Raw genomic sequence first — 13290 nt, forward strand, 5'->3', positions numbered from 1 at the left:
CAATATGCCACACCTCGTGATTTACTACACGTCGAATTTAGAGACGAAGACCGATATGACTGCGCTGTGCAGGAAGATGGCTGATGCCATGCTGGCTGTGCGCGATGAGTCGGGTGCGCAAGTGTATCCAACAGGTGGCACACGCGTGCTTGCCTACCCTGCGGCGCATTTTGCAATTGCCGATGGCGGCGCAGCAAGTAAAGCGGCCGGTGGTTCGGGCGATTATGCGTTTGTGTATATGAATCTGCGCATGGGGCGAGGGCGCACAGATGCTACTAAATCAATAGCTGGCCGCGCAATATCTGCGGCTGCGAAAGCGCATTTCGAGCAGTTATTACAGACGGAGCACATTGGCGTGACAGTCCAGATCGACGAAGGGCATGAGGCTTTTGATGAGAAGCACAGCTCGATTCATCCGCTGTTTAAGAAGGTATGAACGATGTTGGATGACGCATTGATCGCGCAACTTGCTCAAGAGCTGGAGCAAGCTGAAAATACTCGCACGCAGGTGGAGCATTTCTCTAAACGGCATCCGAGCATGACGATGGAGGATGGCTACCGCATCAATCGCGCATGGATGAAGATCAAAGCGGCACAAGGCAGACAAGTGATTGGCCACAAAATTGGCTTGACCTCTCGTGCCATGCAAATCTCCAGCAATATTGATGAGCCGGATTACGGCACACTGCTCGATACCATGCGCTACACCTGCAAAGGCGGTGAGGTGCTGCAGATACCGCACAAAAATTTCATCGCACCACGTGTGGAGGTGGAGCTGGCCTTTATCTTGAAGCGCGAACTGCGCGGGCCAAACACAAGCGTGCAAGATGTGATGGCTGCAACGGATTACGTCACGCCTGCTGTAGAAATCATCGACGCTCGCATCGAGCAATTTGATCGCCACACCAAAACCCCGCGCAAAGTGTTTGACACGATCAGCGACAACGCAGCGAATGCGGGCATCGTGTTGGGGGATCCATTAACTGATTCGCGCTATCGCATGAACGCAGAGACGGTGGATCTCCCATGGGTCGGCGCGATTTGCCGCTACAACGGCGTGGTGGAAGAAACGGGTTTGGCTGCAGGTGTGCAAGGCCATCCTGCTGTGGGTATTGCTTGGCTTGCAAATAAGCTGGCGCCCTGGGGCGAGCATTTGGCGGTAGGCGAGATCGTGCTCGCGGGCTCATTCACCAAGCCTGTGCCCGCGAAAGTGGGTGATGTCTTTGATGTGGATTACGGGGTGCATGGCAAGCTCCAATTTAAATTTGTGTGAGGACAGACGATGAAGCAAGAAGATTTTCATCCTGACGAATGGCAAGCTCGCGTGGAGCTGGCTGCCTGCTACCGCATCTTTGACATGCTCGGTTGGGCGGAGATGATTTACAACCACATCACCGTGCGTATTCCCGAAAGCGTGAGCGGGCCTAGCAAACAGTTTCTGATCAATCCCTTTGGTTTGCATTACAGCGAAGTCACTGCGAGTAATTTGGTGAAGATTGATACAGCTGGCAAGAAGTTAGATGCTGCAAATCCACATCCGGTTAACCCAGCGGGCTTTACCGTTCACAGCGCGATTCATCAACACACTCCCGATGCGCATTGCATCATGCACACCCACACCACCACGGGCATGGCCGTGGCCTGCACAGCCAGCGGCTTGGCGCAAAACAATTTCTACTCTGCGCAATTGCATGGCTTGGTGGCGTATCACGACTTTGAAGGCATCACCGTGCACGCCGAGGAAGCGCCAAGGCTATTGAACAATATGGCAGGCAAACCACTGTTGATCTTGCGTAACCACGGTCTGCTCGCTTGGGCGCCTACCTTGCCTCTCGCACTCGTTCGCCTGTGGACACTGCAGCGTGCCTGCGATATTCAATGCATGCAGGCTGGTCTCGGTGCAGCGATTACTGTGTCACAAACCGTGGCCGAGAAAACCACGCATGACAGCTTTCAGTTTGATGCGCAGTTTGGCGCAGGGCAGGATGTCTTTGATGCCTTGAAGCGGCGCGTGGATCAATTCAACCCAGGTTATGCGCAGTGAATTTTGCTACTAATTAGATAGCACTTTGCGCAGATCCTATGCCGGCGATATGCCAAAAATGCTTTAAAAATGAGTGAACCAATGAAGATTCAACGTATTTGCATCGTCGGTGCAGGCAGCATCGGCGGCTGGATCGGCACGAAGCTCTCGCGTTGCGCAGGCGTGCAGCTGAGCGTGTTTGCACGTGGGGCAACGCTTTCGGCTTTGCAGAAAGATGGCTTGCAATTGCAGATGAAAGATGCGCAGATCCAAGCAAATGTCAAAGCATCGAACGATGCGGTTGAGCTTGGCGAGCAAGATCTGGTGATCCTCGCGGTGAAAGCGCCCGCGGTGCGCGAAGTAGCCGCGCAGATCACGCCGCTCTTGGGAAAAAGCACGATGCTGCTCAGCGCGATGAATGGCGTGCCATGGTGGTTCTTCAATGGCTTGGGTGGTGCGTTGAAAGATCAATGTTTGCAGAGTATTGATGCAGATGGCCAGATCGCACAGCATTTGAAAGCACATCACATCATCGGTTCGGTGGTGCATGCCAGTTGCGCGACCAAGAACCCGGGCGTGATTCAACACAATTTTGGCAATGGTCTCATCATTGGCGAGCCTTCTGGGCAGGATACGCCACGCGTGCAAGCCTTGCTCGCTTTGCTGAAAGAAGCGGGTTTTGATGCCACGCTCTCACCGCAAATTCAAAAAGACATTTGGTACAAGCTCTGGGGCAATATGACGGTGAACCCGGTGAGCGCGATCACGGGTGCGACGACCGATAAGATTCTGGGTGATGATTTGCTGCGTGGCTTTATCAGTAACGTGATGCTTGAGGCCAAGGCCATTGGCGAGCGTATCGGCATTCCGATTGCGCAGCAACCAGAAGATCGCCATCAAGTCACGCTGACGCTCGGCGCTTTTAAAACCTCGATGCTGCAAGATGTGGAAGCAGGGCGCGCAGTAGAACTCGATGCCCTCGTCTCCAGCGTGCGTGAGATTGGGCAACTGTGCAAGATGCCTACGCCATGGACCGATGCTTTGCTGGGCCTCGCGCGTGTGCATGCAAGGCGGCATGCTCTGTACCCAGAATAAAAAAGCCGCTTCGAGAGAAGCGGCTTTTTGCTGAAAGCGCAGAGCTTTAGGCTGCGGCTAACCAGTATCCCGCGTTGAACGGCGAGCTCATGCGCAGTGCCAATGGCGATACATCCACCAGCTTGTCCGTTGGCATTTTTTCGCCTTCTTCAGCATCGTCAGCGGCAGCGGCTGGCACGCCTTTGCCTGCATTGGCGCGAGCCACAGCGAAGGAGTAGAAGCAGCGGAAGGGCACTTTGCGGTCGTGCCAGTAGTCTGCGATATCGCGGAAGATATCGAGCAGTTGCTCGCGGGCTTCTTTGTCGAACTTCGGGTTCGTCGGGATGTGCTCGAGCACGACGATGAAGCCGGGCTGGCTGCCGGATTTGTGGATCGGGTCGGTCAACACGTCATAGAGTGCGTCGTAATTTTTGCCAAAGTGCGCTGGCAGCTTGAGCTGCACGGCCAGCATGTCCAGCACGTCTTGCTTGGATTGGGCTTCGCCAATGCTGGCATACAAGAAGTGGTGCCCCATGTCTGTGGCGGCTTGCTGCAGATCTTGCACGCTGTGAGCGCGAATGGATTGGACGATATTGGGTTTGGTGTGACGAAGGGGCATGGTGCTTCTCCGTGAAAGTGTCAACAACTAAAAAATTTACTTACTTCAGGCGGCGCTGGTTGCAAAAACTTCGCTTTGATGGTGATCAAGGAGCGATGCGTTTGAAACTCGCGTAATGGTCTTCGGTGTAGTAACACACCTCAGGTTTCACGGGTTGACTGCCGCCGCAGACGATCCGTTTGGCGCCGCGTGTGCGGGCGTAGGGCGTTTTGACCGTGTATTCGCGATAGAAGCCACGCTTTTCAGCAGGCAGCAATCGTTCACGGTTGCCAAACACGGTGCCATCTTTCTCATAAGGAAAGGGGCCACCAGCCAAAATCAATGCATAGGTTTCGCGGCCTTGTTTGGGCAAATCGGCCAGAGCAATGCTTTGAGCCTTGCTGCTGACCTCAGGAGCTGGGCCTTTGGCCTGCGCCATAGGCGCGAGCGTGAGGCTGAATGCCATCAGCGTGAAACTCAGAAGTGAGCGAGCGCCAACCCAACTTTGTTTGATCCAGCGCGTCATCACTTCTTGCCTCAGCTTCCTGATCCATGCACAAAATACGGGTTTTCCCGCAATTCCTAAGCTCTCTATTGTCGCGCAATGTAGAAAAAAGTGCAAGTCCCAAGGGATTCAAAACCCCTTTTGAGGCGCAACCTCTAGTGATTCATAGAGGGATTGTTAACAAATAAAGTGAGTGCATGCTATCGAATAGTCGCTTGTCTCGCGGCGTTGGCATCAGCGACGGTCAAAGCCGTCATATTCACAATACGGCGCACGGTCGCGCTGGCAGTGAGGATATGCACTGGTTTGGCGCAGCCCAAAAGCACGGGGCCAATGGCGATATTGCCGCCTGCCGCTGTTTTGAGCAGGTTGTAAGCGATGTTAGCGGCATCGATATTGGGCAGCACCAGCAAATTCGCCTCGCCTGTGAGCGTGCTGTTCGGCATGATGACTTTGCGCATATCGGCATCGAGTGCCACATCGCCATGCATCTCGCCATCGACTTCGAGCCAAGGTGCTTGCGTGCGCAGCAAATCCAACACGCGGCGCATCTTCACGGCGCTGGGCTGATTGCTTGATCCGAAGTTGCTGTGCGAAAGCAGTGCGGCCTTTGGCGTGATGCCAAAGCGCATCATTTCTTCTGCAGCCATCACCGTGATCTCAGCCAACTCTTCAGCGGTGGGGTCGTAGTTCACATGCGTATCGACCAAGAACACTTGGCGATCAGGCAGCAGCAAGCCATTCATGCAGGCATACACCGGCACATCTTGCGGCGTGCTGTCGCAACCCCCGGGGCGCTTGCCGATCACTTGATCGATGTATTGCAGATGCAGATTGGTCGTGCCCCAAGTGCCGCAGATCAGGCCATCCACATCGCCTTTGTGCAGCAGCATCGAGCCAATCAAAGTGAGGCGGCGGCGCATCTCGATTTTGGCGACTTGCACCGTCACGCCTTTGCGTTCCATCATGCGGTGATAGGTCTGCCAGAAATCGCGGTAGCGGTGATCTTGCTCCACGTTCACCACGTCGTAATCCAGCTCTTCTTTCAGGCGCAGGCCGAATTTTTCGATGCGCTGCGCGATCACAGCCGGGCGGCCAATGAGCGTGGGGCGTGCAATGCCTTCGTCCACGACGATCTGGCAGGCGCGCAACACGCGCTCTTCTTCGCCCTCGGCGTAAGCGATGCGTTTGTTGGCTGCTTTTTTTGCCGCTTGGAAGATCGGCTTCATCGTCGTGCCGCTGGCATACACGAAGCTTTGCAGTTTTTGCTTGTAGGCCTCCATATCGGCAATCGGGCGCAGCGCCACGCCGCTGTCCTGTGCGGCCTTGGCCACAGCGGGAGCAATCTTCATCATCAGGCGTGGATCGAATGGCTTGGGAATCAAATACTCCGCGCCAAACGCCAGTTTCTCGCCCGCATAGGCCGCGGCCACCACTTCGCTTTGCTCCGCTTGCGCCAGCTCAGCAATCGCGTGCACCGCGGCAATCTCCATCTCCACCGTGATCGTCGATGCGCCAGCGTCGAGTGCGCCACGGAAGATGTAGGGGAAGCAGAGCACGTTGTTCACTTGGTTCGGATAATCCGTGCGGCCTGTGGCCATGATCACGTCATCACGCACCGCGTGCGCCTCTTCAGGCAAGATTTCAGGGTTCGGGTTGGCCAGCGCGAGGATGATGGGCTTGGCCGCCATGCTTTTCACCATCGCAGGCTTCAACACGCCACCCGCAGACAAACCGAGGAACACGTCCGCGCCTTCCATCACTTCTGCGAGGGTGCGCTTGTCCGTCTTCTGCACGAATTGGATCTTGTCTTCATCCATCAGCTCAGTGCGGCCTTCATACACCACACCTGCCAAGTCGGTGACCCAAATGTTCTCGCGTGGAATGCCCAGCTTCACGAGCAGACCTAAGCAGGCAAGCGCCGCAGCGCCCGCTCCAGAAGTGACGAGCTTGATCTTCTTAGGATCTTTGCCCACGACTTTCAAGCCATTCAAAATCGCCGCACCCACCACGATGGCTGTGCCGTGCTGATCGTCATGGAAAACCGGGATCTTCATGCGCTCGCGCAGCTTGCGCTCCACGTAGAAGCAATCCGGCGCTTTGATGTCTTCCAGATTCACGCCGCCGAAGGTGGGTTCGAGCGCGGCGATGATGTCTACCAATTTATCGAGATCATGTTTTTCGTTGATCTCGATGTCAAACACATCAATGCCGGCAAACTTCTTGAACAGCACGCCTTTGCCTTCCATCACAGGCTTGGCAGCGAGTGGGCCGATATCGCCCAGGCCGAGCACGGCTGTGCCATTGGTGATCACGGCGACGAGGTTGCCGCGCGAGGTGTACTTGAACGCCGCATTCGGGTCTTTGACAATCTCTTCGCAAGGCGCGGCCACGCCGGGGCTGTAGGCAAGCGCGAGATCGCGTTGGTTGGAGAGAGCCTTGGTGGCAGCAATGGCCACTTTGCCAGGGGTGGGGAACTCGTGATACTCCAAGGCCGCTTTGCGCAGCTCTTCGCGCGCTAGCAGGCGCTTTTCATCGCTCATTTTGGCGGAGTTGTCATTCAAGGAAGGCATGTGTTTGGGTCTCTCGTCTAATCCATCGGCACAACACGTCGTTGTAGCCGTCTTTTTCTATCGTGGAAACGGATTGTAGGCCGATGAACGGGATAACCCTAGTGCGGGGATATGCGTATGCGGCATGAACAGTTTTGACTTTGTGTATTGGAATGCCGATGCGCTTTGTTGGTGCGCCAAGCCCAAGGATCAGCGCTTTGGCGTAGTTTCTTGAGCAGCAGCGTATACCGCCCAGCCGCAGTCAGTCTAAGCAAAAATAAATGCTCAAATCACTATAAATTTAATAGCACTTCGCGCAGATTCCACGCCGGCGATCGGCCTAAAACGCTTATAAAACAGCGCAAAACTCAAGTAGGCTTGCTTTCAGCCTCAGCCTCTTCTGGCTTCTTGGAAAACTTGGTATAGAACTTGGAGGCAAACAGGCCCACTTCGTACAAGATGCACATCGGAATGGCGAGTGCGAGTTGGCTGATCACATCGGGCGGCGTGACGACAGCGGCAATCACGAAAGCCACGACGATGAAGTAGCCACGGAAATCTTTGAGCTGCTGGATCGTGACGATATTGAAACGTGTGAGCAGCATCACGACGATGGGCACTTGGAAGGCCAAGGCAAAAGCGATGTACAGGCTCAGAATGGACTCCACATACGATGCGATGTCTGGCGTGGCGGCCACGTTCGCGGGGGTGAAGTTCTGGATAAACGCGAACATCTTGTCGAGCACGAAAAACTGCACGAAGGCCAGGCCGGTGTAGGCCAGCAAGCTGCCAAACATGATCAGCGGCAGCGCAAATAATTTTTCATGCTTGTACAAACCAGGCGCAACAAACATCCACAGTTGATAGAGCACCCACGGCAAAGCCAGCAGGAAAGCGCCCATCATCAAGACCTTGAGTGGCACAAAGAAGGGCGAGAACACGCCGGTAGCAATCAGCTTGGCGCCAGGCGGCATGTGCGCCATGATGGGCTTGGAGATCCAGTCAATCAGGCCAGAAGGGCCGGGGAAAATAGCCAAAAGGATGCCGGCAGCCACCAAGCCATAAATGCAATACAGCAGCCTATCGCGCAACTCTTTCAAGTGCTCAACAAAGGGCTGCTCCGTGCCAGCCATCTCGTCTTTTTTTGCTTCAGTCATGCGTAAGCTTCAAGATCACAAGGGTTTTTGTGGCCGATATCTCGCCACGCGCGCTGCGCCCGATTGCGCGCTGGTGCGTACGCCAGAGCGGCTCTTGAACCACTTGGGTGTGGCGCTGGTTTTCATGCGCCATTTTTTATGCGGGCGGGAATAGGTAGGATAGCTCTCGTAGCTGGTGTTTCCCGCCTCATTGGTGACCTGCTCCCAAGATTTCTCAAAATCACTGGCGGAAGTTTGAATCGAGCTTTCCACGTCGCGGGCAGCGCCCTCGACGGTTTCCTTCATCTTTTTCAGCTCATCCAAATCCATGGAGCGATTGACTTCGGCCTTCACATCGCTCACATAGCGCTGCGCACGACCAATCATCGTGCCGACCATGCGCGCCACGCGAGGAAGTTTTTCGGGCCCAATCACAATCAGCGCGACAGCGCCGATCAGGGCGATTTTGGAGACGCCTAAATCGATCACAGCAAAGCAGGGGAATTAGCTTTTTTGCTTGGCTTCGACATCAATGGTCGTTTTGGCAGCAGAGCCATCAGCCACTTGGCCGGCAGGTGCGCCAGCAGCAGCATCTTTGTCTGCATCGCCGCCGGTTTTCATGCCGTCTTTGAAGCCTTTGACCGCACCGCCCAGATCAGAGCCCATGTTTTTGAGCTTTTTGGTGCCGAACACCATGACGACGATGAGCAAAACGATCAGCCAGTGCCAAATTGAAAATGAACCCATGAAAATCTCCTAAGAACAGCGAGAGCGCTGTCAGATAAGTGTTGATTCTAAAGCCCCAAGCGCGTTCCCCGTTTATGGGTAACGTATATCTTGGGGGGTTATCCCTTTTTCCAAGGCCTGGCGCCGCCGATCACATGGATGTGTAAGTGTTGCACTTCCTGCCCGCCTTCGTCGCCGGTATTGGTTACAACGCGGAAACCGCCTGCGGGATAGGGGTTGCAGCCCTCTTGCGCGGCTAATTTTGGAATGAGCGTCATGATGCGCCCCATCAGAGCGGCATGGCGCTCTTGCAGATGCGCCATCGAGGTGATGTGTTCCTTAGGAATCACCAAGAAATGCACGGGCGCCCAAGGGTTGATGTCGTGAAAAGCCAGAATTTCTTCGTCTTCATAGACCTTTTTGCTCGGAATCTGGCCCGCAACGATTTTGCAGAAGATGCAGTTCGGATCGGTATGCATGATGGAGATCAGCTTCAGCGCGCAGGGCGGTTGCCCGTAAAGCGCAGCCAACCTTTGATGCAGCGATACAAATACCAAAGGCCCACAATGCCATGCGCGATCACGCCGGGCAGCACAAACAGCAGATAGAGCGGGGATGTGACGATCAGCCAGAGAATCGTCCACCAAAAAGTGGAAATCATGTAGCTGTGGTGATCTTCGTAGAGCGGATCGGTTTCGTCGCCGCGCTTGATGTAGTTGATGATCAGTGCGATCACAGCGAGAGTGCCTAGCGAGGCCCAAGCAACGGTGTGCATGCCATACAAGATGTGCATGACGGTGCGATCACCAGAGTCTTTAGGCGCAAAAGCGGCGAAATCAGTTTCTGACATGAATCAATTTCCTGCGGGGGCAATAAGTTTAGTTCAATTTGTTTATTTTTGGCGATCTTCAGTATCGCGCCCGAGAGCTTTGCGAGCAGCCTTTTCGTCCAAGCCACTCAGCCCCACGCGACGCTCTAATTCAGCGAGCACATCGCGCGGCGTCAGCCCGTAATGTGAAAGCGCAACCAAACTATGAAACCATAAATCAGCTGTCTCGCTGACAATCTTTTGTTTGTCTCCGCCGTGACTGGCATCTTTGCAAGCGAGTACCACTTCCGTGGCTTCTTCGCCAATTTTCTTCAGGAATGCATCGGGTGCTTTGGAGAAGAGACGCGCCACGTAGCTGGTCTCAGGATCGCCGCCTTTGCGGCTTTCCAGCACTTGGGCTAATTTGTCGAGGGAGTCGTTGGAAGTCATTTGTAAATACTCTCCGGGTCTTTGAGCACCGGCTCAACGCTGGCCCATTGTTGTTGTCCGCCAGATTCTTGCAATTGATTGAAAAAACAGCTGTGGCGGCCCGTGTGGCAGGCAATGCCGGGCTCGTGGCCGAGTTGCGTGACGGTGAGCAAAATCACGTCGGCATCGCAATCGAGCCGAATGTCGTGCACGGTTTGCACATGGCCGGACTCTTCGCCTTTGAACCAAAGTTTGTTGCGTGAGCGGCTGAAATACACGGCGCGTTTGAGCTCAGCGGTTTTTTGCAGGGCTTCGCGGTTCATGTAGGCAAACATGAGCACATCGCCCGTGCCCTGCTCCTGTGCGATGACGGGCACGAGGCCTTGTGCGTCCCACTTGATGTTGTCTAACCAATTCATGCTTGGATTGTCTGCGATAAATGCTGTGTTGGTTGGGGCGCTTGCGGGCTGTGCTCGGCGCTTTGCCGTGGCCTCATGAGTGGCGGTAATTACCGCCCAACCGTGCTCATGCTCTCCACAAGGAAATCTAAAAATGCTATTGGAGTGATAGCACTTCGCGCAGATCCTATGCCGGCAAGCGGCCTAAAAGGCTTAAAAATCACTGCCGCACAGGTATCCCGCGCTCAGCCATGAATGCTTTGGCTTGTTGCACCGTGAATTCGCCGTAGTGAAAAATACTCGCGGCCAGCACAGCATCTGCGCCGCCCGTTTGAATGCCATCGGCCAGATGCGCCAGCGTGCCCACGCCGCCTGATGCGATCACGGGCACGGACACCGCATCGCTCACAGAGCGCGTGAGTGCCAAATCAAAGCCGGATTTCGTGCCGTCTTTGTCCATGCTGGTGAGCAAAATCTCGCCTGCGCCGAGCTCTGCCATCTTCGTGGCCCACTGCACCGCATCCAGCCCCGTGTTTTTGCGGCCACCGTGGCTGTAGACATCCCAGCCTGCGCCCACGGCTTTTCCATTGGCGTCCAACCGCGCTTCGTCTTCCGCGCTGCGTTTCTTCGCATCAATCGCCACCACGATGCACTGCGAGCCATATTTTTGCGAAGCGTCGTAAATCACTTGCGGGTTGGCAATCGCTGCGGAGTTGAACGAGGTTTTGTCCGCCCCGGCGTTGAGCAAACGGCGCACATCGTCCACCGTGCGCACGCCGCCGCCCACCGTGAGCGGGATGAACACTTGCGAGGCTACCGCCTCGATGATCGGCAAGATCAAATCGCGGCCATCGCTGGTGGCGGTGATGTCGAGGAAAGTGAGCTCGTCGGCGCCTTGCTCGTTATAGCGCGCAGCAATTTCCACGGGGTCGCCCGCATCGCGCAGCTCGACGAAATTGACGCCTTTGACGACGCGACCACCGGTCACATCAAGGCAGGGGATGATACGTTTGGCGAGCATTTTGCTATCAATATAAGAGCTGTTTGCGCAGATTCTATGCGGTCAACAAGCCGATTTTGCTTAAAAATTACATCTTCTTGATGCGTTCGACCATCTCGCTGGCAAACTCGACAAAAGCTTGGCTGCCTTTGGCGGATGGATCAAACACCACACCTGGAAGGCCATAACTCGGCGCTTCGGCCAAGCGCACATTGCGCGGGATCACGGCGTTGAAGACCTTATCCGCAAAGTGCGCTTTGAGCTGATCGCTCACCTGCTGCTGCAGCGTGATACGCGGATCAAACATCACGCGCAGCAGGCCAATGATTTGCAAATCTTTGTTGAGATTGGCGTGAACCTGCTTGATGGTGTTGACCAAATCGGTGAGGCCTTCGAGGGCGAAATACTCGCATTGCATGGGCACGATCACGCCATGGGCGCTGCACAAGCCGTTCAAGGTCAGCATGCTTAAACTCGGTGGGCAATCGATCAAAACGAAATCGTAGTCGCCACTCACTTCTTGCAAAGCTGTTCTCAGACGCTGGTCTCGGTGTTCGAGCGCGACCAACTCCACCTCGGCGCCGGCCAAATCGCGGTTCGCGCCAAGCACGCTGTAGCCCACTTTTTCGCTCTTCACAGCAGCTTCTTTGATACTTGCCGATTCAAGCAGCACGTCATACACCGAGAGCTCCAGCTTGCGTTTATCCACGCCCGAGCCCATGGTGGCATTGCCCTGGGGATCAAGGTCAACCATCAGCACGCGCTGGCCGATTTTTGCAAGACCAGCGGCGAGATTCACGGTGGTCGTGGTTTTGCCGACGCCGCCTTTTTGGTTCGCTACACAAAAAATCTTCATTTATTTATCCAAGGCAAGCTTTGCGCCGAAGCCCACCAGCATCGTGCCTGCAATTTTATTGAGCCAGCTCGTCACGCGAGGATTGCTGCGCATGCGCTCAGCCGCGAAATGCGTGATCAGCGTGAGCGTGAAGCAATACAAAAACGTCAACACGGCAATCGTCACCGCCATCACCGCGAAAGTCACCATGCCTTGGTGCTTCGCTGGATTCACAAACACCGGAAAGAAGGCCATGTAAAACACGATCGCCTTGGGGTTGAGCAAGGTGATCAACACGCTCTGCTTGAAATACTGGCGGGCTTCCATCTTCAAAATCGGCGCATCGCCCGGCTTAGCCAGAATCATTTTCACGCCGAGATAGGCCAAATACGCCGCACCAGCGTATTGCACGACAGCAAACACGCTCGGATGCGCCGCCAAAAGCGCTGCCACGCCCGCCACAGCCAGCCACATCAGCACCTGATCGCCAGCGATCACGCCGAAAGTCGCCGCCAAGCCGCCCATGATGCGGCCTTTGCTGGTGGAGGTGATGATGGCCAAGTTGCCGGGGCCGGGAATCGCCAAAAACACGATCACAGCGACCACAAAAGCCCAGTAATCGCGGATTCCTTCAGTTAATGCCAGCATGGCTGCCCCTTGTTGTGCTTAAGAACGCCCCAAGTTTAACCGGGTGTCTCATTCCCGAAAAAGGGATATGTGCCTAGCGCCTACAATGGTGGGTTACGCCCTGAGCATTGAAAACAGGGCTATTTTTAGAATTTTTTGGAGTTTGATGTGTTGATTTCTTCTGCTTTTGCCCAAACCGCTCCTGCCGCTGCCGGCGGTGGCGATTCCGCTTTGCTCAGCATGCTGCCCTTGGTGCTGATGTTCGTGGTCTTGTATTTTCTGATGATTCGTCCTCAAATGAAGCGCCAGAAAGAACAGCGCGCGATGATTGATGCGCTGCAAAAAGGCGATGAGGTCGTCACCATCGGCGGCGTGCTCGGCAAGATCGAGAAAATCGGCGATGGCTACATGACTCTCGTGGTTGAGCAGGGTCAGATGCAAGTTGAGCGCGCTGCCGTGGCTCGCGTGTTGCCCAAAGGCACGATCAAATAAGGCACGATCCCGTCCGTTGTTTTGAGTGGCTTCTTGCTGTTTTTTTGAGCGAAAAGCCTTGATCGCCGGCACAGAATCTGCGCTGAG

Annotated in this window: 17 protein-coding genes and 1 pseudogene; 5 read left to right on the plus strand and 13 right to left on the minus strand. The window is 55.0% G+C overall.

The window, feature by feature from the left end:
• Window positions 1-4: 4 nt before the first annotated feature.
• The 4 genes from KIH26_RS14545 to KIH26_RS14560 all read left to right on the plus strand — a co-directional run bounded on the left by KIH26_RS14545 (window position 5) and on the right by KIH26_RS14560 (window position 3118).
• Window positions 5-436: a 5-carboxymethyl-2-hydroxymuconate Delta-isomerase gene (locus KIH26_RS14545; RefSeq protein ID WP_213446400.1), complete on the plus strand. Its 432-nt coding sequence runs from the start codon at window positions 5-7 to the stop codon at window positions 434-436.
• Between the two features lie 3 nt (window positions 437-439).
• Window positions 440-1273 (plus strand): 2-oxo-hept-4-ene-1,7-dioate hydratase, encoded by an 834-nt coding sequence (gene hpaH, locus KIH26_RS14550; protein ID WP_213446401.1) that lies wholly within the window; start codon window positions 440-442, stop codon window positions 1271-1273.
• Between the two features lie 9 nt (window positions 1274-1282).
• Window positions 1283-2044, plus strand: coding sequence for a class II aldolase/adducin family protein (locus tag KIH26_RS14555; protein WP_213446402.1), 762 nt, complete (start codon window positions 1283-1285; stop codon window positions 2042-2044).
• An 81-nt stretch (window positions 2045-2125) separates the two neighbouring features.
• Window positions 2126-3118: a 2-dehydropantoate 2-reductase gene (locus KIH26_RS14560; protein WP_213446403.1), complete on the plus strand. Its 993-nt coding sequence runs from the start codon at window positions 2126-2128 to the stop codon at window positions 3116-3118.
• Window positions 3119-3326: 208 nt separating this feature from the next.
• On the opposite strand, the pseudogene KIH26_RS14565 reads toward KIH26_RS14560, so the two are convergent.
• The 13 genes and pseudogenes from KIH26_RS14565 to KIH26_RS14625 all read right to left on the minus strand — a co-directional run.
• Window positions 3327-3716 (minus strand): annotated as a pseudogene (locus KIH26_RS14565) (barstar family protein); the annotation flags it as partial.
• 85 nt (window positions 3717-3801) lie between these two features.
• Window positions 3802-4134 (minus strand): guanyl-specific ribonuclease, encoded by a 333-nt coding sequence (locus KIH26_RS14570; protein WP_249661417.1) that lies wholly within the window; start codon window positions 4132-4134, stop codon window positions 3802-3804.
• Between the two features lie 266 nt (window positions 4135-4400).
• Window positions 4401-6743: an NADP-dependent malic enzyme gene (locus KIH26_RS14575; protein WP_249661423.1), complete on the minus strand. Its 2343-nt coding sequence runs from the start codon at window positions 6741-6743 to the stop codon at window positions 4401-4403.
• Between the two features lie 377 nt (window positions 6744-7120).
• The gene (gene tatC / locus KIH26_RS14580; protein WP_213446406.1) at window positions 7121-7909 is read right to left on the minus strand and encodes a twin-arginine translocase subunit TatC; all 789 of its coding nucleotides are present in this window, start codon (window positions 7907-7909) and stop codon (window positions 7121-7123) included.
• Window positions 7910-7924: 15 nt separating this feature from the next.
• Entirely contained in the window at window positions 7925-8377 is a 453-nt protein-coding gene (gene tatB, locus KIH26_RS14585) for a Sec-independent protein translocase protein TatB (RefSeq protein ID WP_213446407.1), read from the minus strand.
• A 15-nt stretch (window positions 8378-8392) separates the two neighbouring features.
• On the minus strand, window positions 8393-8635 hold the full coding sequence (tatA, locus tag KIH26_RS14590) for a Sec-independent protein translocase subunit TatA (RefSeq protein WP_213446408.1): 243 nt from the start codon (window positions 8633-8635) through the stop codon (window positions 8393-8395).
• Between the two features lie 98 nt (window positions 8636-8733).
• Window positions 8734-9093: a histidine triad nucleotide-binding protein gene (locus KIH26_RS14595; protein WP_213446409.1), complete on the minus strand. Its 360-nt coding sequence runs from the start codon at window positions 9091-9093 to the stop codon at window positions 8734-8736.
• A 14-nt stretch (window positions 9094-9107) separates the two neighbouring features.
• Window positions 9108-9464: a DUF4870 family protein gene (locus KIH26_RS14600; RefSeq protein WP_213446410.1), complete on the minus strand. Its 357-nt coding sequence runs from the start codon at window positions 9462-9464 to the stop codon at window positions 9108-9110.
• A gap of 42 nt (window positions 9465-9506) precedes the next feature.
• Window positions 9507-9872 (minus strand): phosphoribosyl-ATP diphosphatase, encoded by a 366-nt coding sequence (locus KIH26_RS14605; RefSeq protein WP_213446411.1) that lies wholly within the window; start codon window positions 9870-9872, stop codon window positions 9507-9509.
• Window positions 9869-10270 (minus strand): phosphoribosyl-AMP cyclohydrolase, encoded by a 402-nt coding sequence (gene hisI, locus KIH26_RS14610; RefSeq protein WP_213446412.1) that lies wholly within the window; start codon window positions 10268-10270, stop codon window positions 9869-9871. Before hisI ends, KIH26_RS14605 begins: the two co-directional genes overlap by 4 nt.
• A 199-nt stretch (window positions 10271-10469) precedes the next feature.
• Complete coding sequence (gene hisF, locus KIH26_RS14615; RefSeq protein ID WP_213446413.1) at window positions 10470-11270, minus strand: imidazole glycerol phosphate synthase subunit HisF; 801 nt, start codon at window positions 11268-11270, stop codon at window positions 10470-10472.
• Window positions 11271-11337: 67 nt separating this feature from the next.
• On the minus strand, window positions 11338-12105 hold the full coding sequence (locus KIH26_RS14620; RefSeq protein WP_213446414.1) for a ParA family protein: 768 nt from the start codon (window positions 12103-12105) through the stop codon (window positions 11338-11340).
• Window positions 12106-12732 (minus strand): LysE family transporter, encoded by a 627-nt coding sequence (locus KIH26_RS14625; RefSeq protein ID WP_213446415.1) that lies wholly within the window; start codon window positions 12730-12732, stop codon window positions 12106-12108.
• Window positions 12733-12879: 147 nt separating this feature from the next.
• Between KIH26_RS14625 and yajC the strand changes: the two genes are divergently transcribed.
• Window positions 12880-13203 (plus strand): preprotein translocase subunit YajC, encoded by a 324-nt coding sequence (gene yajC / locus KIH26_RS14630; RefSeq protein WP_213446416.1) that lies wholly within the window; start codon window positions 12880-12882, stop codon window positions 13201-13203.
• Window positions 13204-13290: the final 87 nt, after the last annotated feature.

The sequence above is a fragment of the Variovorax sp. PCZ-1 genome, assembly GCF_018413605.1.
GTDB lineage: Bacteria > Pseudomonadota > Gammaproteobacteria > Burkholderiales > Burkholderiaceae_C > JANMDU01.